Annotated in this window: 24 protein-coding genes; 12 read left to right on the top strand and 12 right to left on the bottom strand. The window is 62.7% G+C overall.

The genetic code is table 11. The features are described from left to right. Nucleotides 1–187: 187 nt before the first annotated feature. Together WIN67_RS29830 and WIN67_RS29835 are read left to right on the top strand one after the other, a co-directional pair. Nucleotides 188–433: a TIGR02647 family protein gene (locus tag WIN67_RS29830; protein ID WP_025130885.1), complete on the top strand. Its 246-nt coding sequence runs from the start codon at nucleotides 188–190 to the stop codon at nucleotides 431–433. Nucleotides 434–600: 167 nt separating this feature from the next. Next, on the top strand, nucleotides 601–3,447 hold the full coding sequence (locus WIN67_RS29835; RefSeq protein ID WP_339070405.1) for a class I adenylate cyclase: 2,847 nt from the start codon (nucleotides 601–603) through the stop codon (nucleotides 3,445–3,447). 7 nt (nucleotides 3,448–3,454) lie between these two features. Here the strand turns inward: WIN67_RS29835 and rnk are convergent, their stop codons facing one another. From rnk to cyaY, 3 genes are all read right to left on the bottom strand, one after another. Beyond that, nucleotides 3,455–3,868, bottom strand: a complete 414-nt coding sequence (gene rnk / locus WIN67_RS29840) for a nucleoside diphosphate kinase regulator (RefSeq protein WP_011064182.1) — start codon at nucleotides 3,866–3,868, stop codon at nucleotides 3,455–3,457. A 142-nt stretch (nucleotides 3,869–4,010) separates the two neighbouring features. After that, complete coding sequence (locus tag WIN67_RS29845) at nucleotides 4,011–4,244, bottom strand: DUF1289 domain-containing protein (RefSeq protein WP_339070406.1); 234 nt, start codon at nucleotides 4,242–4,244, stop codon at nucleotides 4,011–4,013. Nucleotides 4,245–4,248: 4 nt separating this feature from the next. Further along, nucleotides 4,249–4,581 carry an iron donor protein CyaY gene (gene cyaY / locus WIN67_RS29850; RefSeq protein WP_102862229.1) on the bottom strand — a complete coding sequence of 111 codons (333 nt, stop codon included), beginning with the start codon at nucleotides 4,579–4,581 and terminating at the stop codon, nucleotides 4,249–4,251. 239 nt (nucleotides 4,582–4,820) lie between these two features. Here cyaY and lptM point away from each other — a divergent pair, with 239 nt between their 5' ends. Genes lptM through WIN67_RS29880 form a run of 6 tightly spaced genes read left to right on the top strand, consistent with a single transcriptional unit; the run spans nucleotide 4,821 to nucleotide 9,413 of the window. Beyond that, nucleotides 4,821–4,979, top strand: a complete 159-nt coding sequence (lptM, locus tag WIN67_RS29855) for an LPS translocon maturation chaperone LptM (RefSeq protein ID WP_082729310.1) — start codon at nucleotides 4,821–4,823, stop codon at nucleotides 4,977–4,979. Nucleotides 4,980–4,988: 9 nt separating this feature from the next. Next, nucleotides 4,989–6,236, top strand: a complete 1,248-nt coding sequence (gene lysA, locus WIN67_RS29860) for a diaminopimelate decarboxylase (protein ID WP_102862230.1) — start codon at nucleotides 4,989–4,991, stop codon at nucleotides 6,234–6,236. A gap of 4 nt (nucleotides 6,237–6,240) precedes the next feature. Further along, nucleotides 6,241–7,071 carry a diaminopimelate epimerase gene (gene dapF, locus WIN67_RS29865; protein ID WP_253084082.1) on the top strand — a complete coding sequence of 277 codons (831 nt, stop codon included), beginning with the start codon at nucleotides 6,241–6,243 and terminating at the stop codon, nucleotides 7,069–7,071. A gap of 13 nt (nucleotides 7,072–7,084) precedes the next feature. Then, the gene (locus WIN67_RS29870; RefSeq protein WP_102881265.1) at nucleotides 7,085–7,810 is read left to right on the top strand and encodes a DUF484 family protein; all 726 of its coding nucleotides are present in this window, start codon (nucleotides 7,085–7,087) and stop codon (nucleotides 7,808–7,810) included. Nucleotides 7,811–7,812: 2 nt separating this feature from the next. Then, entirely contained in the window at nucleotides 7,813–8,709 is an 897-nt protein-coding gene (gene xerC, locus WIN67_RS29875; RefSeq protein WP_110594241.1) for a tyrosine recombinase XerC, read from the top strand. Continuing rightward, a complete protein-coding gene (locus WIN67_RS29880; protein WP_268561852.1) occupies nucleotides 8,709–9,413 on the top strand; it encodes an HAD family hydrolase in 705 nt (234 codons plus the stop codon). The genes xerC and WIN67_RS29880 overlap by 1 nt, the downstream gene beginning before the upstream one ends. A gap of 124 nt (nucleotides 9,414–9,537) precedes the next feature. On the opposite strand, the gene sutA is transcribed toward WIN67_RS29880, so the two are convergent. The 4 genes from sutA to glnK all read right to left on the bottom strand — a co-directional run bounded on the left by sutA (nucleotide 9,538) and on the right by glnK (nucleotide 12,308). Next, on the bottom strand, nucleotides 9,538–9,861 hold the full coding sequence (sutA, locus tag WIN67_RS29885) for a transcriptional regulator SutA (RefSeq protein ID WP_007926654.1): 324 nt from the start codon (nucleotides 9,859–9,861) through the stop codon (nucleotides 9,538–9,540). A 102-nt stretch (nucleotides 9,862–9,963) separates the two neighbouring features. Beyond that, complete coding sequence (locus WIN67_RS29890; RefSeq protein WP_102862235.1) at nucleotides 9,964–10,389, bottom strand: secondary thiamine-phosphate synthase enzyme YjbQ; 426 nt, start codon at nucleotides 10,387–10,389, stop codon at nucleotides 9,964–9,966. Between the two features lie 209 nt (nucleotides 10,390–10,598). After that, complete coding sequence (locus tag WIN67_RS29895; RefSeq protein WP_102881269.1) at nucleotides 10,599–11,936, bottom strand: ammonium transporter; 1,338 nt, start codon at nucleotides 11,934–11,936, stop codon at nucleotides 10,599–10,601. Between the two features lie 33 nt (nucleotides 11,937–11,969). Next, the gene (gene glnK / locus WIN67_RS29900) at nucleotides 11,970–12,308 is read right to left on the bottom strand and encodes a P-II family nitrogen regulator (protein ID WP_002555808.1); all 339 of its coding nucleotides are present in this window, start codon (nucleotides 12,306–12,308) and stop codon (nucleotides 11,970–11,972) included. A gap of 416 nt (nucleotides 12,309–12,724) precedes the next feature. On the opposite strand from glnK, the gene WIN67_RS29905 reads away from it, so the two are divergent. Then, complete coding sequence (locus WIN67_RS29905) at nucleotides 12,725–12,985, top strand: accessory factor UbiK family protein (protein WP_072451854.1); 261 nt, start codon at nucleotides 12,725–12,727, stop codon at nucleotides 12,983–12,985. 178 nt (nucleotides 12,986–13,163) lie between these two features. Next, on the top strand, nucleotides 13,164–14,657 hold the full coding sequence (locus WIN67_RS29910) for a YifB family Mg chelatase-like AAA ATPase (protein WP_339070407.1): 1,494 nt from the start codon (nucleotides 13,164–13,166) through the stop codon (nucleotides 14,655–14,657). A gap of 4 nt (nucleotides 14,658–14,661) precedes the next feature. Here WIN67_RS29910 and WIN67_RS29915 read toward each other — a convergent pair whose 3' ends face one another. Then, on the bottom strand, nucleotides 14,662–15,876 hold the full coding sequence (locus WIN67_RS29915; RefSeq protein WP_102862238.1) for an aldose 1-epimerase family protein: 1,215 nt from the start codon (nucleotides 15,874–15,876) through the stop codon (nucleotides 14,662–14,664). Nucleotides 15,877–15,989: 113 nt separating this feature from the next. Then, nucleotides 15,990–16,568, bottom strand: coding sequence for a TetR/AcrR family transcriptional regulator (locus tag WIN67_RS29920; protein ID WP_102881272.1), 579 nt, complete (start codon nucleotides 16,566–16,568; stop codon nucleotides 15,990–15,992). A gap of 113 nt (nucleotides 16,569–16,681) precedes the next feature. Here WIN67_RS29920 and WIN67_RS29925 point away from each other — a divergent pair, with 113 nt between their 5' ends. Next, a complete protein-coding gene (locus WIN67_RS29925; protein WP_170002931.1) occupies nucleotides 16,682–17,608 on the top strand; it encodes an ABC transporter six-transmembrane domain-containing protein in 927 nt (308 codons plus the stop codon). 86 nt (nucleotides 17,609–17,694) lie between these two features. Here the strand turns inward: WIN67_RS29925 and WIN67_RS29930 are convergent, their stop codons facing one another. Beyond that, complete coding sequence (locus tag WIN67_RS29930) at nucleotides 17,695–19,671, bottom strand: methyl-accepting chemotaxis protein (protein WP_110594236.1); 1,977 nt, start codon at nucleotides 19,669–19,671, stop codon at nucleotides 17,695–17,697. A 193-nt stretch (nucleotides 19,672–19,864) separates the two neighbouring features. Beyond that, nucleotides 19,865–20,785, bottom strand: a complete 921-nt coding sequence (locus WIN67_RS29935) for a LysR substrate-binding domain-containing protein (protein ID WP_102862242.1) — start codon at nucleotides 20,783–20,785, stop codon at nucleotides 19,865–19,867. 157 nt (nucleotides 20,786–20,942) lie between these two features. On the opposite strand from WIN67_RS29935, the gene WIN67_RS29940 reads away from it, so the two are divergent. Then, complete coding sequence (locus WIN67_RS29940) at nucleotides 20,943–22,343, top strand: NorM family multidrug efflux MATE transporter (protein ID WP_180988447.1); 1,401 nt, start codon at nucleotides 20,943–20,945, stop codon at nucleotides 22,341–22,343. Nucleotides 22,344–22,397: 54 nt separating this feature from the next. On the opposite strand, the gene WIN67_RS29945 is transcribed toward WIN67_RS29940, so the two are convergent. Then, complete coding sequence (locus tag WIN67_RS29945; protein ID WP_102862244.1) at nucleotides 22,398–24,071, bottom strand: putative bifunctional diguanylate cyclase/phosphodiesterase; 1,674 nt, start codon at nucleotides 24,069–24,071, stop codon at nucleotides 22,398–22,400. Nucleotides 24,072–24,089 lie beyond the last annotated feature (18 nt).

Consider the following 24,089-nt stretch of genomic DNA (forward strand, 5'->3'; position numbering starts at 1 on the left):
ACCACCGGAGCGCTGCCCGCAGCAACGCTCCGGCACGCCACTCCCGACCTGACTACACTGCAGGCACCCTGCGGCCAAAGACCGCTGCCCCCAGGTACAAAAGTCCTCAGCGAATGCTGGACACGCCGCCGTTCTGCGGTCACCTTAAGAACGCTGACCTCTCATTCCTAGAAAGTCTGGAGTCCTTATGTCGTATACCCCTGAGTTGGTTGCCGAACTGGAAATCCTTGCACTCTTCAACCTGGACAACTCCCAGGAAGGCCTGAAAATCCATCAGACCGCCGCCCCTTCTGCCATCGCCGCCGCCCAACGCCTGTTTGACAAAGAACTGATTACCCAGCCCGATGGGGGCTACCTGACCAGCCTTGGCCGGGATGCTGCTGAACATGCCCAAGGCCTGCTGACCATCCTGAGCGTCAAAGAAACCGCCTGAACACCGTTCCTCGGCCTGCGGGGTTCCCGTCTGTCGGATTCCGTAGGCACCCTCCCGCCAATACGCTAGAAATCTGGCGTCAAAAAACAAAATCAGCTTAAGGCTCGGTCTTGTCTGACGATAAACTGCTGCCGTCCTCAAACCGCCACGTTCGAGCTCAGCTTGAAATGCCCCATACCCATGAAATCCGTCCCGATCTGGATGAAGGAATCGATCGCAAGGTTCTCAGTCAACTGCGCGCGCGTTTTCTCACCCTCAATGCCGGACGCATGGCTCGGGCAATGGAAGGGTTGTCGGCACGCCAGCAGCTGGTCCTCAACCTGCTGCCACTGTTCTTTCACGTCAATCATCCACTGCTGCCCGGCTACGTTTCCGGCGCTACCCCGGCGGGACTGTCCAACTACGAGCCCGACCCGCAAGCCCTGGCTGAAGCCCAGCGCCTGACCCGCTCCTTTTCCTACAAGCCTCGTCATGGCAATCCACCTCGACCTATCCACGGCCTGTTTCTCATGGGCAGCCTGGGCACCCTGGCCCAGGCGGACCAGAGCGACATGGATGTCTGGGTGTGCCATGCGCCGGACCTGAGCGAAACCGAGCTGGCCGAACTGCAGAAGAAATGCCAGTTGCTGGAAGCCTGGGCCGCGGGCCAGGGCGCCGAGGCGCACTTTTTCCTGATCGACCCCAGCCGTTTTGTCCGCGGCGAGCGGGATACACAGTTGAGTTCGGATGATTGCGGCACCACCCAGCACTACCTGCTGCTCGACGAGTTCTACCGCACCGCCATCTGGTTGGCCGGACGCACGCCGTTGTGGTGGCTGGTGCCGGTGTACGAGGAGTCCCGCTACGAGCGCTACATCCACACCCTGCTCTCCAAGCGCTTCGTACCCGCCGAAGAGAACCTGGACCTGGGCCACATGGCACGCATTCCGCCCGGCGAGTTCATCGGAGCCGGACTCTGGCAGCTGTTCAAGGGCATCGAGTCCCCCTACAAATCAGTACTCAAGCTGCTGCTGATCGAGGTCTACGCCAGTGAGCATCCCAGGGTCCAGTGCCTGAGCCTGCGCTTCAAGCAGGCGGTGTTCGCCAACCGCCTGGACCTGGACGAGCTCGACCCCTATATCGTGGTTTACCGACGCATCGAGGAATACCTCAAGGCCCGTGGCGAGCCCGAGCGTCTGGAACTGGTACGGCGCAGCCTGTACCTCAAGGTCAACCGCAAGCTTTCCAGCGGCAATGGCGCTCGCAGTCCGAGCTGGCAGCGGGCACTGCTTGAGCGCCTGGCCAGCGAATGGGGCTGGGATCAGCGCCAGCTGGCCCTGCTGGACAGTCGCAGCCAATGGAAAGTGCGCCAGGTCAGCAGCGAGCGCCGGGCGCTGGTCAACGAGCTCAACTACAGCTACCGCTTCCTGACCCAGTTCGCCCGCACCGAACAGGCCGCCAGCCTGATCAATAAGCGCGACTTGAACGTGCTGGGCCGACGCCTGTACGCAGCATTCGAACGCAAGGCGGGAAAAATCGAGTTCATCAATCCCGGTATCGCCCCGGACCTCGCGGAAGACACCCTGACCCTGGTGCAATCGCCGAACAAGAAAAAACCAGGGCAGACTTATTGGGGCCTGTACAACGGCAATCTGACCGCCCTGGAGTGGGAGCACTTCGCGCCTATCAAGCGCAGCCGTGAATTGCTTGAGCTGCTGACCTGGTGCCATCGCAATGGGGTGATCGATAGCAGCACGCGCCTGGCGCTGCACCCTGGCAGCAGCGACCTGAGCGAGTTCGAGCTGTTCAACTTGCTCGGCAGCCTGCAACAGACGGTGGCCCTGCCATTGGCCACCGTCGACGAAGACCAGCTGCTGCATGCCAGCGTACCCGGCGAAGTGCTGATCCTGGTGAACGTCGGAGTCGACCCGCTCAAGCATCACCGCGACCTGAACATTCTCATGACCACCGAGCGCACCGACTCCCTGAGCTACGCCGGGGTGCGGGAAAACCTGGTGCTGACCCTGGATCAGGTCACCCTCAATAGCTGGAACGAGGTCATGGTCGGGCGCTATGACGCTGAACATGCCTTGCTCGAATGCCTGCGGGACTACCTCAATAACCTGCCGTCCGACTCACAACCACGGTTGCGGGTCCGCTGCTTCTGCCACAACCGCGCACAGTTCATCGCTCGGCGGGTGGAGGAGCTGTTCGAAACCGCGCACCACCTCCTGCTCAGTCAGCTCAACTACCGCTACCTGATCCAGGTCCAGCAGCACTTTCACGTCCTCGAACTGGTACCCGGCCAGGTTCGGCATCGGGCCATGGCGACACCCGCCGCACTGCTTGAATACCTGGGCCAGGAGCAAGCCCGCTATAGCCCCCTGCACCTCGATCCCATGGCCCTGGAAGATCACGACCTGGCGCTGATCCTGCCCATGGGCCAGCCAGACTGCATTCAGGTGTTCTACCGGATCATCGAGCAGCACGCCGAACTCTATATCCTCGATGAGCACAACGCCCTGTGGCAGCAGACCCTGCCGTACCACGACGAACAAAGCCTGCTGGTGCCGCTGCAGCGCTTCCTGCAGTCGATCCTCTACCGCCGTGAAGCGCTACAGTCGATGGACAGTAGCCAAGGCGAGAAACCTTTGGACACACTCTACTTGCAGATACTGCCCTCAGGCACCGGTCGGGCGCGCCGGGTAGAGCCGCGACCAGCACCTGCGACCCCCGTAGACAAGGCCTTTTATGACGTGCAGGCGATCATCGGCAAGGCTGCACCTGGCCAGGTGCAAGTCTCGCTGTACTGCAATCAACGGGAGTTTTCCGAACTGGAATATGGCAACCAGCTATTCAGCGCGGTGGCCCAGGAAATCGTCGGACAGCGCCGTGAACCGGAACGCTATCGCTGCTACATCACCGACCTGGACCTGTCCGGCCTGCTCGGTGATATGCAAAGTTCGAGCATTGTGTATCTGCGCTACAAGGCCAGCCTGGAGCGCGCACTGAACGACGCGCTCGAGCAGGTCTAGCCGCAAATCAGAGGTGGTAGTCGCCCGCGGCTTCCGGCTGGTATTCCACTTCCAGCAGAGTCAGCTTCAGGGTCTTGCCACCCGGCGCCGGCCAGTCGATGTATTGACCCACCTGCAAGCCCAGCAAGGCGCTGCCCACGGGTGCAAGGATCGAAATCTTGCCTTCGTCGGCGTTGGCGTCCTGTGGATAAACCAGGGTCAGGTGATAGTCCTTGCCACTGCTTTCCTCACGGCAATGCACACGCGAGTTCATGGTTACGACACCGGCCGGTACTTCATCGTGACCCACCAGCGTTTCGGCACGATCCAACTCGGTTTGCAGTGCAATGACGCCTGGCAGCGAGTCGTCCAGGCTGTCGATCAGACGCTCCAGACGTTGCACGTCAAGGCGGGTAAGGATGATGGATGGTGCAGTACTCATGATCCTGGCTGACTCCTATTTTTTCTGCACAAAAAAGCAAAACCCCGCCAAATAAGACGGGGTTCTCACCGGCCTCGATGTAGCGAGGCGAAGTCGGACACTATCACAGCACACTGAATAAACAAACCGTACCAGTACGAACCTAAAGCCCCCCGGCTGTACCGCTCTGTTTGCGCTGCAGCGCTTGTGCGCAGATCACTCGCCGCCGCTCGTCATCGGCCGAACGCCACTCGCGAATATCCTCCACATGGCGGAAACAGCCGCGGCAGACCTTCTCCTCATCGAGACGGCACAAACTGATGCACGGCGAACTGACCGCTGGGCTGACATTACTGTAGAGCGGCTTGGGCGGTCGGGCTACGGCAGGCTGAGTCACGACCTCAGAGCCCTTCGAAATCGAGTTTGATATCCGCCTGTTCGAGAACAATGCGTTCCAGCATCTCCCCCAGCTGCTCTTCACTCTTGTCGCACATCCAGCGCTCGCTTTCCTCGTCGTAGTCGAAGTGGAAACCACCAGAGCGGGCGGCCAGCCACAGCTGGCGCAAAGGTTCCTGGCGGCTGAAGATCACCTGGCTGCCGTTGTCGAACTTGACGGTGAGCACTCCGGCGGAGCTTTCCAGGTCAATGTCCAGGTCGCTCTCATCGAAAATATCCTCCAGCGTCTGCTGGGTGGCGTCCACCAGGTCGTGAAAACGGGCTTCGGTCAAACTCATTGCAGGAACCTCAAAAAGTGTCTACTCACGCTCAAGCGCCGCAAGATACGGACGCTCCCCGGCGAATGCAAAGGATACCGAACAGGCGGATAAATGCGACGCCCATTGTGTCGGAAGCCGACCAAAGCCTCTGAGCAGCCCCTGGCAAAGGCCCGCTGGACGGGAGTTACGCTGCATAGGCAAGCTGCCGGGTGGCCGGTATACTCGGGCGCAATTTACGCATTCTCAAGGATTTCGCCATGAAGCGCCTGATCTCTTCCCTTGCTGCGCTCGTCGCGGTTGCCTGCCTTGTTACCGCCTGCGGCCAGAAAGGCCCGCTGTATCTGCCCGATGACAGCAAATCCCCAGAAGAACAGGCGAAATCGCAGTCGAAGTCGCACAAGCACGACACCTACTAAGGGCTCACCATGGACGCTTTCAACTACCGCGACGGTGAGCTGTTCGCGGAAGGCGTAGCCCTGTCCGCCATTGCCGAGCGTTTCGGCACGCCGACCTACGTCTACTCCCGAGCGCACATCGAGGCCCAGTACCTGGCCTATGCCGAGGCGCTTGCCGGCATGCCGCACCTGGTCTGCTTCGCGGTAAAAGCCAACTCCAACCTGGGTGTGCTGAATGTCCTGGCGCGCTTGGGCGCAGGCTTCGACATCGTCTCCCGGGGCGAGCTGGAGCGCGTCCTGGCGGCTGGCGGCCAAGCCGACAAGATTGTCTTTTCCGGTGTCGGCAAGACCCGTGACGACATGCGCCGAGCCCTGGAAGTGGGCGTCCATTGCTTCAACGTCGAGTCCGCAGAAGAGCTTGAGCGCCTGCAGCTGGTGGCCGCCGAACTGGGTGTTCGCGCGCCAATCTCGCTGCGAGTCAATCCCGACGTCGATGCCGGCACTCACCCGTATATCTCCACCGGGCTCAAGGAAAACAAGTTCGGCATCGACATTGCGACTGCCGAGGACGTGTACATCCGCGCCGCGCAGCTGCCGAACCTGGATATCGTCGGGGTCGACTGCCACATCGGCTCGCAACTGACCACCCTGGCCCCTTTCATCGACGCCCTCGACCGCCTGCTGGATCTGGTGGATCGTCTTGGAGAATGCGGCATCTACCTGCGCCACATCGATCTGGGTGGCGGTCTGGGCGTGCGTTATCGCGACGAAGAGCCGCCACTGGCCGCCGACTACATCAAGGCCGTGCGTGAACGCCTGGATGGCCGCGACCTGGCCCTGGTGTTCGAACCGGGCCGCTTCATCGTGGCCAACGCCGGTGTACTGCTGACCCGTGTCGAGTACCTCAAGCACACCGAACACAAGGATTTCGCCATCGTTGACGGCGCCATGAACGACCTGATCCGCCCAGCGCTGTACCAGGCCTGGATGGATGTCAGTGCCGTCCAGCCGCGGGATGCCGAACCCCGCACCTACGACATCGTCGGACCGATCTGCGAAACCGGCGACTTCCTCGCCAAGGAGCGCAACCTGGCCCTGGCCGAGGGCGATCTGCTGGCGGTGCATTCCGCTGGTGCCTATGGTTTCGTCATGAGCTCGAACTACAACACCCGCGGCCGTGCCGCTGAAGTACTGGTCGATGGTGACCAGGCTGTTGAAGTGCGTCGCCGCGAGACGGTAGCCGAGTTATTCGCTGGCGAAAGCCTGCTGCCGGAGTAAGACCATGCTGCTGCGTTTTACCAAGATGCATGGCCTGGGCAATGACTTCATGGTTCTCGACCTGGTCAGCCAGCACGCGCATATTTTGCCCAAGCACGCCAAACAATGGGGTGATCGCCATACCGGAATCGGCTTCGATCAACTGCTGATCGTCGAGGCCCCGAGCAACCCGGACGTGGACTTCCGCTACCGGATCTTCAACTCCGACGGCTCCGAAGTGGAACAGTGCGGCAACGGCGCCCGCTGCTTCGCCCGTTTCGTACTGGACAAGCGCCTGACCACCAAGCGTCAGATCCGCGTCGAGACCAAGAGCGGCGTCATCGAACTGGATGTACGCAACGACGGACAGATCAGCGTCAACATGGGGGCTCCGCGCCTGGTGCCGGCGGACATTCCGTTCCAGGCCCCGGCCCAGGCCGACAGCTATACGCTGGACGTCGATGGCCTGCAGGTCGAGCTAGCCGCCGTATCCATGGGCAACCCTCACGCCGTGTTGCAGGTGGATGACATCAACAGCGCGCCGGTACACGAACTGGGGCCGAAGATCGAGCATCACCCGCGCTTCCCGGCGCGGGTCAATGTCGGCTTTCTCCAGGTGCTGGACCGTCAACGCGCGCAATTGCGGGTCTGGGAACGTGGCGCCGGGGAAACCCAGGCCTGCGGTACCGGCGCCTGCGCAGCCGCAGTGGCCGCGATCAGCCAGGGGTGGATGGATTCGCCCCTATTGATCGACCTGCCGGGCGGGCGCCTGTCCATTGAATGGGCAGGCCCTGGCCAACCGGTGATGATGACCGGTCCGGCAGTGCGCGTATACGAAGGACAGGTGCGTCTTTAAGTGAGCGAAATCCATGACTGATCAGCCGCAGGCTCCCGCCGCAAAGCCCGACCCAACGCCTTCTGCCGACCTGGACGCAGCCGCCGTCGCCGCGTACCTGGAGGCCCATCCGGACTTCTTCGTCGAGCACGACGAGTTGCTCCCGGCCTTGCGCATTCCGCACCAGCGCGGCGACACCGTATCGCTGGTGGAGCGGCAGATGAAGATCCTGCGCGAGCGCAACATCGAGATGCGCCATCGCCTGTCGCAATTGATGGACGTGGCCCGGGACAACGACCGGCTGTTCGACAAGACCCGACGCCTGATCCTGGCCCTGATGGACGCCACCAGCCTGGAAGAGGTGGTGATGAGTGTCGAAGACAGCCTGCGCCAGGATTTCCAGGTGCCCTTCGTCAGCCTGATTCTGTTCAGCGACAGCCCCATGCCGGTAGGCCGCTGGGTCTCCGCCGCCGAAGCCCAGGGCGCCATCGGCGGCCTGCTTTCAGAAGGCAAGAGTGTCAGTGGCAGCCTGCGCGAGCACGAACTGGACTTTCTCTTCGGCGAAGAACAGCGCAAGCAGATCGGCTCCACTGCGGTAGTCGCCCTGGCGCACCAGGGCATGCACGGTGTACTGGCCATCGCCAGCCGTGACCCGCAGCACTACAAGAGCTCGGTGGGCACCCTGTTCCTCAATTACATTGCTGAAGTCACCGGCCGCGTGCTGCCGCGCTTCACCCACTCGCTGCGCTCGGTACGCTGACCATGCAGCAGCAACTGGATGCCTACTGCGCACACCTGCGCAGTGAGCGCCAGGTGTCGCCCCATACCCTGCTGGCCTACCGGCGCGATCTCGACAAGGTGTTGGGATTCTGTGAAAAGCAGCAGGTGCGCAGCTGGACCGACCTGGATATCCAGGGCTTGCGCAGCATGATTGCCCGCCTGCACCAGCAAGGTCAGTCATCACGCAGCCTGGCACGCCTTCTGTCCGCCGTGCGCGGGCTCTATCACTACCTGAACCGCGAAGGGCTGTGCGATCACGACCCGGCCAACGGCCTGGCACCGCCCAAGGGCGAACGTCGCCTGCCCAAGACCCTGGATACCGATCGCGCCCTGCAACTGCTCGACGGCGCGGTAGAAGACGACTTCCTGGCCCATCGCGACCAGGCGATCCTGGAACTGTTCTACTCCTGCGGCTTGCGTCTCTCCGAGCTGACCAGCCTGAACCTCGAACAGCTCGATCTGGCAGACGGCCTGGTGCAGGTGCTGGGCAAAGGCAGCAAGACCCGTGTGCTGCCGGTGGGCAAGAAGGCCCGGGAAGCCCTGACGCTGTGGCTGCCGCTGCGAGCCCTGAGCAACCCGCCGGACGGCGCCCTGTTCGTCAGCCAGAAGGGGCGCCGCCTGGGGCCACGAGCCATTCAGTTGCGGGTCAAGGCCGCCGGCGAGCGGGAACTGGGACAGAACCTGCACCCGCACATGCTGCGCCATTCCTTTGCCAGCCATTTGCTGGAGTCCTCCCAGGACCTGCGAGCCGTGCAAGAGTTGCTGGGGCATTCGGACATCAAGACCACACAGATCTATACCCACCTGGACTTCCAGCACCTGGCAGCGGTCTACGACAGCGCCCATCCACGGGCCAAACGCAACAAAGGCGGTGAGTAATGACCATCAAGCTGATCACCTTCGACCTCGACGACACCCTGTGGGATACCGCGCCGGTGATCGTCAGCGCCGAAGCCACCCTGCGCCAGTGGTTGACCGAGCACGCACCGAATCTCGGCGGCGTGCCGGTGGAGCATCTGTGGGCCATTCGCGAACGGGTGCTGCAGGACGAGCCGACGCTCAAGTACCGGATCAGCGCCCTGCGCCGCCGGGTGCTGTTCCATGCCCTGCAAGAGGCCGGGTATGAGCACAGCCAAGCCAGCCAGCTAGCCGACCAGAGCTTCGAAGTGTTCCTGCATGCCAGGCATCAGCTGGACATCTTCCCCGAGGTTCAGCCGACCCTGGAGGCCCTGGCCAATCATTTCGCCCTAGGGGTCGTCACCAACGGCAATGCCGACGTGCGTCGCCTGGGTCTGGCGGACTACTTCAAGTTCGCCCTGTGCGCCGAAGACATCGGGGTCGCCAAGCCGGATGCCCGGCTGTTCCATGAAGCCCTGCAACGCGGTGGCGCAACGGCCGAAACCGCCGTGCATATCGGCGATCACCCGGGCGACGACATTGCCGGCGCCCAGCAGGCGGGCCTGCGGGCCATCTGGTTCAATCCTGCGGGCAAGGCCTGGGAAGCCGAGCGCGCCCCTGATGCCGAGATTCGCAGCCTCAAAGAACTGCCAGCACTGCTGGGTCGCTGGCACAGCGGCAGCTGATGCGGCTCGTTCTGTAGGAGCGAGCTTGCTCGCGATCGCCGCCACGCGGCGCCATTTACCCGGCACGCGCCCATGAAAAAGCCCGCAGCGACGGCGGGCTTTTTCAGCAAGCAAGTAACAAGGCTCAGATAGGCCGGCTGCCGTACTTGTTATCAGGCTTCTTGGGCGGATCGGCGACCACATTGGCCTCGACTTCCTGCACTTTGCCGCCACGGGCCAGGAACTCTTCCATGGCACGCGCCAGTGCATCACGCTCCTTGTTCTTGGCTTCGACACTCGGCAGCTCGTCTACCGAGACGGCGGCCTTGGCCTTGCCTTTGGCGGTCGGAGCAGGAACATCACTGCCGTCGTCTTCCGCCACATCGTCGGCGGCCGCTTCAAGACCTTCTTCGGTTTCGTCTTCGTCACCTACTTCGAGGTCGTCGTTTTCCAGATCATCGTCGCTCATGTTCTACCTCATGACTTGCGAAAAGCAGATTAGTTATAGCCCAGCTGCGCCGACTGTCGAAGGCTGCCGGAAAAAAATCAACGTCCACTGATACTCAGCGGCTTATGCCCGATCACCCTGCAGGGTGGCAAGGACTTTGCGAGCACCGCCATGATCGCGATGCTCGCCCAGATAAACACCTTGCCAGGTGCCTAGCGCCAAGCGCCCCGCCGCTACCGGCAAAGTCAGCTGACAGCCTAGCAAACTGGCTTTGAAGTGCGCCGGAAGGTCGTCCGCGCCCTCGTCGTCATGTTCGTACCCGGCCATGCCTTGAGGCACCAGGGTGTTGAAAAAACGCTCGAAGTCACGCCGTACCGCCGGATCGGCGTTCTCGTTGATGGTCAACGAGGCCGAGGTATGTTGCAGCCATAAATGCAGCAGACCAACCCGACATGCCCTCAACTCAGGCAGGCCGGCGAGCAACTCGTCCGTCACCAGATGAAAGCCCCGGGGCCTGGCCCGCAGGGTAATCAGGGTCTGTTGCCACATACCGATCTCCACGCTTCGGCGCGCATTCTAGCGCGCTCAGGGAAAAAACAAAGCGCCGAATAATCCTGCTTTAGTGTAAGCATTTGTCCTGCTGGAAATCGCCACGGCATACACGCCAATGCTTGTCAGTAAATCCATTCAGCCTTTCTCAATGACAAACGCCAGGCAAAAAAATGCCCGGCCGGAGCCGGGCGTTTTTTCAGGCGCGATTACAGGTTGTAACCCCGCTCGTTGTGTTGTGCCAGATCGAGGCCGACCGCTTCTTCTTCCTCGGTAACCCGAAGCCCGATGATGGCATCCAGGACCTTGAGAATGATGAAGGTCACGATCGCGGTGTAGATCACGGTAAAGCCCACACCTTTGCACTGAATCCAGACTTGCGCGGCGATGTCGGTCACGGTGCCGAAGCCGCCCAGAGATGGAGCGGCGAACACACCGGTGAGGATCGCGCCAAGAATACCGCCGATGCCGTGAACGCCGAAGGCATCCAGGGAGTCGTCATAACCCAGCTTGCGCTTGAGGCTGGTGGCACAGAAGAAGCACACCACGCCAGCGGCCAGGCCGATGATCAGGGCGCCCATCGGGCCAACGGTGCCCGCGGCCGGAGTGATGGCTACCAGGCCGGCGACCACGCCCGAAGCGATACCCAGCGCGCTTGGCTTGCCGTGGGTGATCCACTCGGCAAACATCCAGCCCAGGGCCGCGGCGGCAGTAGCGATCTGAGTCACCAGCATGGCCATGCCGGCAGTACCGTTGGCCGCAGCAGCGGAACCGGCGTTAAAGCCAAACCAACCTACCCACAGCATGGCCGCGCCCATCAGGGTATAGCCCAGGTTGTGGGGAGCCATCGGCGTGGTAGGGAAGCCTTTGCGCTTGCCCAGTACCAGGCACGCCACCAGGCCTGCGATACCGGCATTGATGTGGACCACGGTGCCGCCGGCGAAATCCAGCACGCCCCAGTCCCACATCAGGCCGCCATTGCCGGACCAGACCATGTGCGCGATCGGTGCATACACCAGGGTGAACCAGACGCCCATGAAGATCAGCATGGCGGAGAACTTCATCCGCTCGGCGAAGGCACCGACAATCAACGCCGGAGTGATGATGGCGAAAGTCATCTGGAAGGTGATGAACACCGCTTCAGGGAACAGCGCCGCCGGGCCGGTTACGCTGGCTGGGGTCACGCCCGCCAGGAAAGCCTTGCCCAGGCCACCGAAGAAGGAGTTGAAGTTGACGACGCCCTGTTCCATGCCCGTCGTGTCGAACGCAATGCTGTAGCCATAGATGACCCACAGAATGCTGATCAGGCCGGTAATGGCAAAGCACTGCATCAGCACTGAAAGAATGTTTTTCGACCGCACCATGCCGCCGTAGAACAGCGCCAGGCCAGGAATGGTCATGAACAGCACCAAGGCTGTGGAAGTCAGCATCCAGGCGGTGTCGCCGGAGTTGAGGACTGGAGCTGCCACTTCGTCTGCCGCCATGGCCAGGCCAGGCATTACGAGGGACAAAAGGGCTCCTAGCCCTGCGAATTTACGCAGAGTCATATTGTTTTCTCCTGGGGCGTTGGGTTTGGCGGCTTAGATTGCGTCGGTATCGGTTTCGCCGGTACGGATGCGAATAGCCTGTTCCAGATTGACCACGAAGATCTTGCCGTCACCGATCTTGCCGGTGTTGGCGGCCTTGGTTATCGCCTCGATAACCCGGTCAAGATCCTTGTCGTCAATGGCGACATCGATCTTCACCTTGGGCAGGAAATCCACCACATACTCCGCACCGCGATACAGCTCGGTGTGACCCTTCTGCCGGCCGAAGCCTTTGACCTCAGTGACGGTAATGCCCTGCACGCCGATCTCGGACAGCGACTCGCGCACGTCGTCCAACTTGAACGGCTTGATGATGGCAGTGACTAGCTTCATGAAACTCTCTCCCGAATTGGTGGACTTGCCCCAGGAAAACAAACCCGACTCAAGTCTAAGCGCAGTGCCTGGCTTTGTAACGCATCGTCGGCCTTCCTCAGCCAGACCGACGCCAGCTAACCGCTTCTGACGAAACACTCCCCGCTCCGCCTGCCGCACTGCATTCGTCACAGCGACTGCATCAGTGCATGGGTCACCAAGGTCTAAGCAGAAAGCTTGCCAGCTCGGGAAAAATCAGTGATTTCAGTCCCTTGCCCACGGCCGTCCGGGCTTGCCACAAATCGGCACCGCGGATACGCACAATAACGGTGCGCGAGCGCCCGCCCGGATGCGCGAAAAACGTGCAGAGCGGGCACCACCAAGCCCTTGAGCCGTGCGTGATACACTGCGGCCCATCTGCTATTCAGGACACTCCCATGCTCGCGCCCAAAGACCTTCTCGATGCCCTGAGCGGCCACGCCTCGCGTTTGCTCAGCGGTGAAACACCTCTGCCTCGCAATGAAATCGAAAGCCAGTTCAAGGCCCTGCTGCAAAGCGGCTTCAGCAAGCTGGACCTGGTCAGCCGGGAAGAATTCGACAGCCAGATGGTGGTCCTGGCCCGCACCCGGGCACGCCTGGAAAGCCTGGAGGCCAAAGTGGCGGAGCTGGAAGCCCGGCTCAATCCGGCAGCGCAATGAGCTGAGCCCGCGATTCGCCGGCAAGCCGGCTCCTACAAACCTGGAGTCGGTTTGCCATCGAAAGCCCTAGCGCCGGCGACATATCCTGTGCGCATTCAAAGCTCCTCCCGCCAAAGCCCTCATCTATCCTTGCAGCACCGCAGGACGCGGTTCCCGCTGTCTCAAGGAAGATCTCCCCATGTCCCTGGCAATCATCCACAGCCGTGCCCAAGTGGGCGTACAGGCTCCGGCTGTCAGCGTTGAAGTGCACCTGGCCAACGGCCTGCCGAGCCTGACCCTGGTCGGACTGCCGGAAGCCGCAGTCAAGGAAAGCAAGGACCGGGTGCGCAGCGCCATCCTCAACGCCGGATTCAACTTCCCGCCGCGACGCATCACCCTCAACCTGGCACCCGCGGACTTGCCCAAGGACGGTGGACGATTCGACCTGGCCATCGCCCTGGGCATCCTCGCCGCCAGCGTGCAGGTGCCGGCCCTGGCGCTGGACAACATCGAATGCCTGGGTGAGCTGGCCTTGTCCGGCGAGGTGCGAGCGGTGCGCGGTGTGCTCCCGGCCGCGCTGGCGGCACGCAAGGCCGGACGCACCCTGCTGGTGCCCCGGGCCAATGCCGAGGAAGCCTGCCTGGCCTCGGGCCTGGAGGTGATCGCCGTAGACCATCTGCTGGAGGCCGTCGCCCACTTCAATGGGCACGCCCCCCTTCCGCCTTACGTCAGCGACGGCTTGCAGGAGAATCACACGCCCTACCCCGACCTGCGGGAAGTCCAGGGCCAACTGGCTGCCAAGCGTGCCCTGCTGGTCGCTGCCGCCGGTGCCCATAACCTGCTGTTCAGCGGCCCGCCCGGCACCGGCAAGACCTTGCTGGCCAGTCGCTTGCCCGGCCTGCTGCCACCCTTGCAGGAAGACGAAGCCCTGGAAGTCGCAGCCATTCAATCGGTGAGCAGCCACAAGCCGCTGCGCCACTGGCCGCAGCGCCCCTTCCGCCAGCCCCATCATTCGGCATCAGGCCCTGCACTGGTGGGTGGCGGTTCGAAACCTCGTCCGGGAGAAATCACCTTGGCCCATCACGGTGTGTTGTTTCTCGATGAACTGCCGGAGTTCGACCGCAAGGTCCTGGAGGTTCTGCGCGAGCCCATGGAGTCGGGCCAGATCGTCATCGCGCGCGCCCGCGACCGGCTACAGTTTCCGGCGCGCTTCCAACTGGTAGCCGCCATGAACCCCTGCCCCTGTGGCTACCTTGGCGACCCCAACGGACGGTGCCGCTGCACACCGGAACAGATCCAGCGCTATCGCAACAAGCTGTCCGGCCCCTTGCTCGATCGCATCGACCTGCACCTGACCGTGGCCCGCGAAGCCACCGCCCTGAACCCCGAGCCGCAACCGGGGGACGACAGTGCCAGTGCCGCCGCTCGGGTGGCTCAAGCTCGCGAGCTGCAACGGCAACGCCAGGGTTGCGCCAATGCCCATCTCGACCTCCCCGGTCTGAGGCGCCATTGCCGGCTATCCACGGCAGACGAACGCTGGCTGGAGGCGGCCTGCGAACGCCTGGACCTGTCGCTACGAGCCGCCCACCGCCTGATGAAAGTGGCCCGGACCCTGGCCGACCTGGAGCAGGCGGCACGGATCAACCGCGAGCATCTGGCAGAAGCCCTGCATTACCGGCCGAGCACAGGTTGAAGGGTCACTCCTTGGACAGATCCACCAGCGGCGTGGGGCGCACTTCGGTCTGGCGTCCATCCTGAATTTTGCCGACAAGACTCAGCGCATCATCCACCGCGGCCTTGTCCGCCAGCAGGTTGTAGCGGATCTGGAATTGCCGTTGCTCCTTGGCGCCGATGGTCGGCACCAGATTCAGCGGACGCTGATAGCGGCGGTTGTAAGAGAAACTGGTGCCCGGCTCCAGTCCCGTCACATAACCCTGGCCCTGGGTGTCGGTGTTCTTCCATAGCGAGAACACCGGCAACTGCTGGGTATTGAAGCCCAGCGATACGCCGAGACTGCCCGCCTTGTTATGCAGCACCGCCAGGGTCTCGCCCTTGGCGTCGGCATAAGGCACGACGTTGTAGACGGTCTCGTCATAGTCGCGGGTCGGTCCGCGATAGGTCTGCCAGTCCGCCAGATCGGCCTTGGCTTTGTCGTTGAAGGGCGAGACCTGTTTCACCGGTGCCGCAAACTTGGCCCCCTGCTCAAGGAACGGTGTGCTGAAGTTGCTGTGGTACAGCGCCTGGTATTCCTTCGGATAATCACCGTTGTTGGTCAACCGGTCATTGAGGGTGAAACTGGTGCTGCCGGGCTCGGTAACCAGTTCGGTGGCGACACTGAAATCGACCTTCTTGAACGCCTGCTCCTTGAGCTCGCCCCGCAAGTGAATGGCGTAAGGCGGTTTCTCGTCGATATGCAGGGTGACCTTGCTGGCGGGAATGTTTGCCGCGCGGCCATGCAGGGTCAGCAACTCGCCATTGTCCAGGCCAGGGTGCCCGACCCACTCGTAGCCGCAGCGCGTCACCAGCTCATTGAAGCCTTCCAGCCAGCCCAGGCCACCACGGCCATTGAGTTCGATGAACGCCGGATTGACCACTTCCTTGACCGGTGAATCCCAGCCCAGGCGCACATCGCCCACCGAGGCCTGCAACACATTCATGCCCCGGGTCGGCACCACCGAGAGCTTCATCACGCCATTGTCGATGTCGATGATGCTCACCCCTTCCTGGCGACCGCCATGCAAAGTGCGCAAGGTCACGGAAAAGGGCCGCTCGGTCTTTACCCCCAGTTGCTGGCTGGTGAGGTGCAGGTTGTCGGCGGCCTTGTCGCTGTCGAGCAATACATAGTCCCAGGCCATGGCATGGGAAGCGGCGCTCAGCGCAGCGAGGGAGACAAGCAGTTTGAGGGACTTCATCGAGGGATCGCCTTTATTGGAGTTGTACGATTTTTATAGCGCTGAAGAATCGTTTCAGCAAGCCAATAAATCGCGCTAACCACCACAAGATCCCATCATTTGCACTGAGGCCCTCAGTCCTCGAACCCCAACAGCAAGCCCGCCACTTCCAGGACTTCTGCCAAGGCAGCCGCGGCAGCCTCGGGCGAGGCCCGCAGCAGCAGGTCATCGGCGTAGCCCATGGTTTGCGCGAACAACTGTCGTGCCACGCGTTCGGGGCTGGAGCAGCGGAACACTCCGGCCTGGACCCCACGGTGGACGATCTGCGCCAACATCTGCTGCCACTGACCGTTGATCTTCAGGTAGGCCTCGGCCAGCTCCTGGTCATACATGGCCTCGTCCCAGGCATCGAGCCATAGCGCCCAGCCGTCCTCGGCGGAATCGGGCAGGCAATCGCGAAGAAAACCCTGCAGCGCCTCCAAGGGCGCGACGCCTTGCAGCGGTTCGCCCACCGCCTCCAGTTGCTCATTGGCAAAACGTATGAAGGCCTCGCGGCGCAGCTCCTTCCAATCGCTGAAGTAGTGATAGACATGACTGCGGGACAACCCGGCATGTTCGGCCAGGTCGCGAGTGGAGACATCGGCGAACCCCTTGCTGCGGAACAACTCCAGGGCCGCGCCGATGATCTGGTCTTTACGGTCGTTACGGGACATGGGCAATCGGGCCTCTTGACGCCGAGATGGACGGCGCTTGCATTTTGAGCGGTCGCTCAAAGATAATTGAGCAGTCGCTCAATATTAACCGTTATCACATCTGTGGTGCACTCATGTCTGTCGTCACCCCATCCGTTATCGTCGACCCCACACAAAAGATCGGCCAGCAATCGGCCGGCCAGACGCTCAAAGCCATTGCCCGGGCGTACCCAGGCAAGCTGTTTGTCACGTTGTCCCTGGTGGCGCTAGAGAACGCCCTGCTGCTGGCCTACCCGCTGTTTGCCGGGTTCGCCGTAGACTCGATCCTGCGGGGTGACACCACCCACGCGCTGATCTACGCCTTGGTGGTGCTGGGCTTCTGGGTCGTGGGGGCCGCGCGGCGAGCGGTGGACACCCGCACCTTCACCCGCATCTACGCCGACCTGGCGGTGCCGGTGATCCTCAATCAGCGCCTGCAGCAGCAAAACACTTCCACGGCAGCGGCGCGGGTGGTGCTGGCCAGGGAGTTCGTCGACTTCTTCGAAAAGCATGTGCCGACCATCGCCACCGCCCTGGTATCGATTGTCGGTGCCGCGGTGATGCTGCTGGTGATCGAACCCTGGATCGGCCTGGCCTGCCTGGGAGCCCTGCTGCTGTGCGTCACCCTGCTACCGCGCTTTGCACGGCGCAATCAGCAGTTGCACGAACGCCTGAACGATCGACTGGAAAAGGAGATCGGCCTGGTGGCCAAGGTCGGCGCGGCCTCGCTGCAACGCCACTATCGGCTGCTGTCGCGGCTGCGCATCTGGCTCTCGGACCGGGAGGCGGCGGCCTATCTGTTTCTGGGCGCCGTGGCGGCGATTCTGTTCGTCATTGCCATCAGTCAGCTGGCGCTGTCACCCGAGGTCAAGGCCGGGCATGTGTATGCGGTAATGACTTATCTGTGGACCTTCGTCAGCAGCGTCGACGAGGCCCCGACCATGGTCGATCAACTGGCGCGCCTGCGGGACATCGGCAAGCGCGTTGACCCGGGGCTGGGTGAACCGACCGAACCCCGCTAAACCTCAGAACCGCCCGATAGGATAGCCGCCGGCGTGCAGCAGGACCTTGCCCCGCAACCCAGGGTTGCGGGGCGAAAGGGCCACTGTCAGCGGAAGCGGTCGACTTCCTGGCGCAGGTCGGCGGCCAGTGTTTCCAGTTCGCGGGCAGTGACTGCCAGGTTGGACACCACTTCCCGTTGCTCGCTGTTGGCCTGGGCAATGCTCTGCAGGTTGCTGCTGAGCACCGTGGCGGTGCTGCTCTGCTCCTGGGTGGCCGTGGTGATGGCGGCGAACTGCTCGCCGGCGCTGCGGCTCTGCTCGTCGATCAGGGCCAGGGCCGAAGCCACATCGGCGTTGCGCGACAAGCCTTCCTGCATCAGCCGGTTGCCCTGTTCCATGGTCTCGATGGCATGGCCGGTTTCCTGCTGGATGCTGTTGATCATCTGCGAGATTTCGTCGGTGGCCTCGCGGGTACGCGACGCCAGGTTGCGCACCTCATCCGCCACCACGGCGAAGCCGCGCCCCTGCTCGCCGGCACGGGCCGCCTCGATGGCGGCGTTGAGAGCAAGCAGGTTGGTCTGGTCGGCAATCGCGGTGATCACCCCGACAATTCCGCCGATCTCCTGGGAGCGTTGGCCCAGAGTATTGATTACCGTAGCCGTGCTGTTGAGCGCCCCGGCAATCTGCTCCAGGGACGATGACGCCTGCTCCATGGACTCGCGGCCGATATGGGTCTGCTGAGCATTTTCTTCGGCCAGGCGCTGGGTGCTGCCCATGTTGTCGGCGATGTTCAGCGACGTGGCGCTGAACTCCTCAACCGCCCCCGCCATGCTGGTGATCTCGCCCGACTGCTGCTCCATGCCTTCATAGGCACCGCTGGACAGACCAGACAAGGCCTGGGCCCGACCATTGACCTCAGCGGCAGAACGGCGGATGTGCTCGACCATGGTCGACAAGGCTTCACCCATCTGGTTGAAACTGCGAGCCAGTTGGCCAATCTCATCGTGGCTGGACACATTCAACCGCGCACTCAGGTCGCCGCCGCCCAAGGCCTGGGCCTGACGCACCAGATCACTCAAGGGCGCCAGCTTGCTGCGCAGCAGCCAGACCGTGGCGCCCACCGCCAACAACATCGCCAACAGGCTGCCGATCACCAGACGGATGCCGACGCTCCAGGTCACCGCCCGAATCTCGGCTTTGGGCATGCTCGCCACCACCGACCAGGGCCCACCGGCAAAAGGCACCGCCAGGCTGTAGAAGTCTTCGCCCTGGTCGCTCCAGAAGCGGCCCTTGCCCGGCTGCTGCGCTGCATCGGTCATGACCTGCGCGGCCTGATCCAGTCCTTGCACGCCCGCCGGTGGCACCAGCCATTTGTGCTGTTCGTCCAGCAAGGCCAGGGAGCCGCTGTGTCCGATGCGGAAGCGCTGGAGATTGTCGAACTGGGCGTTCTGCGCATCGGTGTAGTCAAAACCAACGAACAACACGGCAATCACCTTGCCGGCACGATCCAGCACCGGGGTGTACTGGGTCATGTAGAAACGCTCGAACAACAGCGCGCGGCCGACATAACCCTGCCCCGCCATGAGTTTCTGATAGGCCGGGTGGGCGTGGTCGAGCAAGGTGCCAATGGCCCGGCTGCCGTCCTGCTTGCTCAAGGAAGTACTGACCCGGATGAAGTCGTCGCCGCTGCGCACGAACAGGGTCGCCACCCCGGCGGTCATCTGCTTGAACTCGTCCACTTCCTCGAAGTTGTTGTTCAGCACCACGTCCCCCAGGTGCAGGCCCGGGGTCTGAACCCCGGCCACACTCACCGGTTGCTCGGGATGCAGGCTCAGGCCGCTGCGGAAGCGGTTTTCAAACAAGCCACTGAGGCGCTGGGTGCTTTCGCGCAGGCTGCTGTGAAAGGTGTTGAGCTGATCCGCCAGCAGGCGCGCTTCGCTGGCCAGGTGCTCCTCTCTAGTGTCGAGATTCGCCGAATCCAGAGAACGCAGGGCAAACAGGGTACTGCCGCTGATCACCAGGGCGAGTATCAAGGCAAGGGCAAGCCCTAGCTGGGAGGCTATCCGGGCACGGGGTTGAGACATGATGGCTCCTTACCGAGAAGGCGGATCATCCTGATCGATCAGCACACTCGGCAGTAATTATTCTAGGATTTTTAGTAATTTAGGACCTTCCTGAACGCTGGTTCCATAACCCATGGATTCGGCGGCGCCCACGAATACTTGAGCGCCTAGCAAGGATATCTCCGCGCCCCCGTCGGCCGGGCACTGCATCGTTTCAGCCGAGGCGCTCTACCTCGGGCAGTTGCATGGCCTGGACCTCGCCCTGGAGAAAGTCGCTGAGGCGACGCAAACGTTCGCCTCCCGGCCGGGTCTTGGGCCACACCAGGTAATAGTTCAAGCCACTGGCGACGGCGGTCGGCCAGGGCAGGCTCAAGCGACCCTGAGCCACATCTTCGGCCACCATCAGCAGATCCCCCATGGATACGCCGTAACCCCGAGCCGCTGCAATCATCCCCAGTTCCAGGGTGTCGAACACCTGCCCGCCCTTGAGGGAAACCTGATCCGTGAGCCCCATCTGCTCCAGCCAACTGCGCCAGTCCCGCCGGTCCGGAGTCGGGTGCAACAACTCCGTGGCCGCCAGCCGCGCCACATCCCAGGGCGGGTCTTCGAGCAGATTCGGAGCGCCCACCGGGATCAACAACTCCGGGAACAGGTAGCTGGCTTCCCAGTCCGGTGGAAAGTGTCCGTTGCTCAGCAGTACCGCGCAATCGAAGGGCTCCTGGTTGAAGTCCACGGAGTCCACGTCCATCCAGGCACTGGTGAGCTGCACTTCGTTGCCCGGCTGCAGATGGCGGAAGCGGCTGAGGCGGGCCAGCAACCAGCGCATGGTCAGGGTCGACGGCGCCTTCATGCGCAGGATGTCGTCTTCGGCCCGCAGGGTATTGCAGGCCCGCTCCAGGGCACCGAAACCCTCGCGGATACCAGGCAGCAGCAAGCGCGCCGCTTCGGTCAGTTGCAGATTGCGCCCGCTGCGCTGGAACAGCCGGCAGGCGAAGTGCTCCTCCAGGGTGCGGATATGCCGGCTGACGGCGCTCTGGGTAATGGACAGCTCCTCGGCCGCGCGGGTGAACGAGCTGTGCCGCGCCGCCGCTTCAAAGGCGCGCAGGGCATAAAGAGGAGGAAGACGACGGGACATGGACGCGCTCCAGCAGCGGAATGACGCAACGCTACCAGAAAGTTATTCGCATGAGTTTTTATCATGCCAGCAAGTATTTTTATCCCTTTGTGCTATGGCCCGGAAGCGCCGAGAATCAGCGCTCTCCCCGACTTTACCCTGATCGAGCCTGATGACCATGCAGCATCCAGCACGTACCGAACTCTGGGCCATCCTGCGGCTGGCGGGGCCGCTGATCGCCTCCCAGCTGGCGCACATGCTGATGGTTCTCACCGACACCCTGATGATGGCCCGCCTCAGCCCGCAAGCCCTGGCCGGCGGTGGCCTGGGCGCCGCCAGCTATTCCTTTGTCTCGATTTTCTGCATCGGCGTGATTGCCGCGGTCGGCACCCTGGTGGCGATTCGTCAGGGCGCCGGAGACATCCAGGGCGCCGCCCGCCTGACCCAGGCCGGCCTGTGGCTGGCCTGGATCATGGCCCTGGTCGCCGGCCTGCTGCTGTGGAACCTCAAACCGCTGTTGCTGCTTTTTGGCCAGACTGAAAGCAACGTCCAGGCTGCCGGCCAGTTCTTGCTGATCCTGCCGTTCGCCCTGCCCGGCTACTTGAGCTTCATGGCCTTGCGCGGCTTCACCAGCGCCATCGGCCGGGCGACGCCGGTGATGGTCATCAGCCTGGCAGGGACTGTGGCCAACTTCCTGCTCAACTATGCATTGATCACCGGCATGTTCGGCCTGCCGAAACTCGGCCTGATGGGCATCGGCCTGGTGACCGCCATCGTCGCCAACTGCATGGCGCTGGCACTGGCCTGGCACATCAAGCGCCATCCGGCCTACGCCGCGTACCCATTGCGCCAGGGCCTGGCCCGGCTGAACACCCATTACCTGCGGGAACTGTGGCGCCTGGGCCTGCCCATTGGCGGCACCTATGCGGTGGAAGTCGGGTTGTTCGCCTTCGCCGCGCTGTGCATGGGCACCATGGGCAGCACTCAATTGGCGGCGCACCAGATCGCCCTGCAGATCGTGTCGGTGGCGTTCATGGTGCCGGCGGGCATCTCCTACGCCATCACCATGCGCATCGGCCAGCACTACGGCGCCGGACAATTGCTGGATGCACGGTTGGCCGGACGGGTCGGCATCGCCTTCGGCGCAGTGGCGATGCTGGGGTTCGCGATGATTTTCTGGCTGCTGCCCAACCAGTTGATCGGGCTGTTCCTCGACCACAACGACCCGGCCTTCGCCGAGGTGATTCAACTGGCGGTGAGCCTGTTGGCGGTGGCGGCCTGGTTCGAGCTGTTCGATGGCACCCAGACCATCGCCATGGGCGCGATCCGCGGTCTCAAGGATGCCAAGACCACCTTCCTGGTGGGCCTGGGCTGCTACTGGCTGATCGGTGCCCCTTCGGCGTGGCTGATGGCCTTTACCCTGGGCTGGGGACCGACCGGTGTCTGGTGGGGACTGGCCCTGGGCCTGGCCTGCGCGGCCATCAGCCTGACTCTGGCGTTCGAGTGGCGGATGCGCCGCATGATCAAGCGCGAGCCCGAGGTTGCGGCGATGAACGTTCAAGCCAGCAGCGCGGATTGACGGGGAGCGGGTCCTCGCCGCCCAAGGCGGTGGATCAGCACCGGTATCCGTCGCTTAAAGCATCCCCTCCTGCAGCGACTGCTGGCTGCTGCCGAACGTCAGGTACTCCATCAGGTCCGCCAGGGGCAACGGCTTGCTGATCAAGTAGCCCTGGACCTGATCGCAGCCAAAGCCTCGTAGCAACGCCAGTTGCTCCGCGGTTTCCACACCTTCGGCCACCACATCCAGATTGAGGTTGTGGGCCAGGTTGATCATGGCGTGTACCAGTTTGCGGTTCTCTTCACGCTGCTCCATGCCCCCGACAAAGCTCTTGTCGACCTTGAGCAGGGTGATCGGCAGGCTGTTGAGGTGGACGAAGGAAGAGAAACCGGTACCGAAGTCGTCCAGGGAAAAACGCACTCCAAGGCGCCCCAGGGCATCCATGGTCTGCTTCACCAGATCGCTGCGGCGCATCACTGCGGTTTCCGTCAGCTCGAACTCCAGCCACTGAGCCTCGACCCCACGCTCGGCGATCAGCCGGCTCAGGGTCGAGAGCAACTGGCTGTCCTGAAACTGGCGGAACGACAGGTTGACCGCCATATGTAGCGAAGGCAGCCCGCGCTCGCGCAGGGCCTGCATGTCTCGCAGAGCACGGGAAATCACCCAGTAGCCCAAGGGCACGATCAGCCCGCTCTGTTCCGCCAGGGGCACAAACTCGCTGGGAGGCAGCAAGCCGCGCTCGCCGTGGCGCCAACGCACCAAGGCTTCGAGGCCGACGATCTTGCCGTCATGCAGGTTCAGCCGGGGTTGGTAATGCAGCTCCAGCTCATCACGGCGCAAGGCTCGGCGCAGTTCGCTTTCCAGATCGGCGAGGCTGCGGGCGTTGCGGTTGATCCGCTCATTGAAGATATGAAAGGTGCAGCCTTGGGTGCTCTTGGCCTGCTGCATGGCGATATGTGCATGCCACATCAACGGGTCGGCGCCGGCATTGGCCCGGGCATGGGCAATCCCCAGGCTGCAGCCGATCAACAGGCTTTCGCCATCGACCCAATAGGGTTCAGCCATGGCTTCGGTGATGCGTTCGGCCATCCATTCGGCGCGCTGCGGCGCGCGGCGGGTGTCGATCAGCAAGGCAAACTCGTCGCTGCCCAGGCGGGCCAGTTGGTCACCAGCCTCCAGTTGGCTCTTGAGCCGCGACACCACCTGCAAGATCAGGCGGTCGCCGGCCTGGTGGCCGAGGGCGTCGTTGGCGTGGCGGAAGTTATCCAGGTCCAGGTGCCCCAGGGCCAGGCCGCGACCGTCGTTTTCCGCCAGCCGCGCGGCCAGCAGGGTCTGGAAGCCCTGGCGGTTGGCGATGCCGGTCAGGGGGTCCTGCTCGGCCAGGCGTTGCAGGGTGTTTTCCAGCACACCGCGCTCGCGTACATGACGCAGGCAGCGGCGCAGGGCATCGGTACTCAGGCAAGAACCCACCAGCCAGTCGCTGACACCTACCGGGGCTACTGAGGGCTCATGGTCCAGCAATAGAATGGTGGGCAAACTGCAACGCCCGGGACCGGGCTGCAGGCGTGGAATGGTCAGCAGGACCGCATTGCGATCGTCTTCGAACAAACGACTGACCGACTCCCAGGTGGGAGCACTGATCAATACCACCGAGTCTCCCAACGGAGCGACACACTCGCGCAACAACGCTGTCCACACCGGCTCTTCGGCCAGTAGCAGCAAACGCAAGGGTTCGACAGGCTTAGACAAGCTAGCTCCCTAGACTCT

The sequence above is a fragment of the Pseudomonas idahonensis genome, assembly GCF_037903935.1.
In the GTDB taxonomy this organism is placed as follows: domain Bacteria; phylum Pseudomonadota; class Gammaproteobacteria; order Pseudomonadales; family Pseudomonadaceae; genus Aquipseudomonas; species Aquipseudomonas danubii.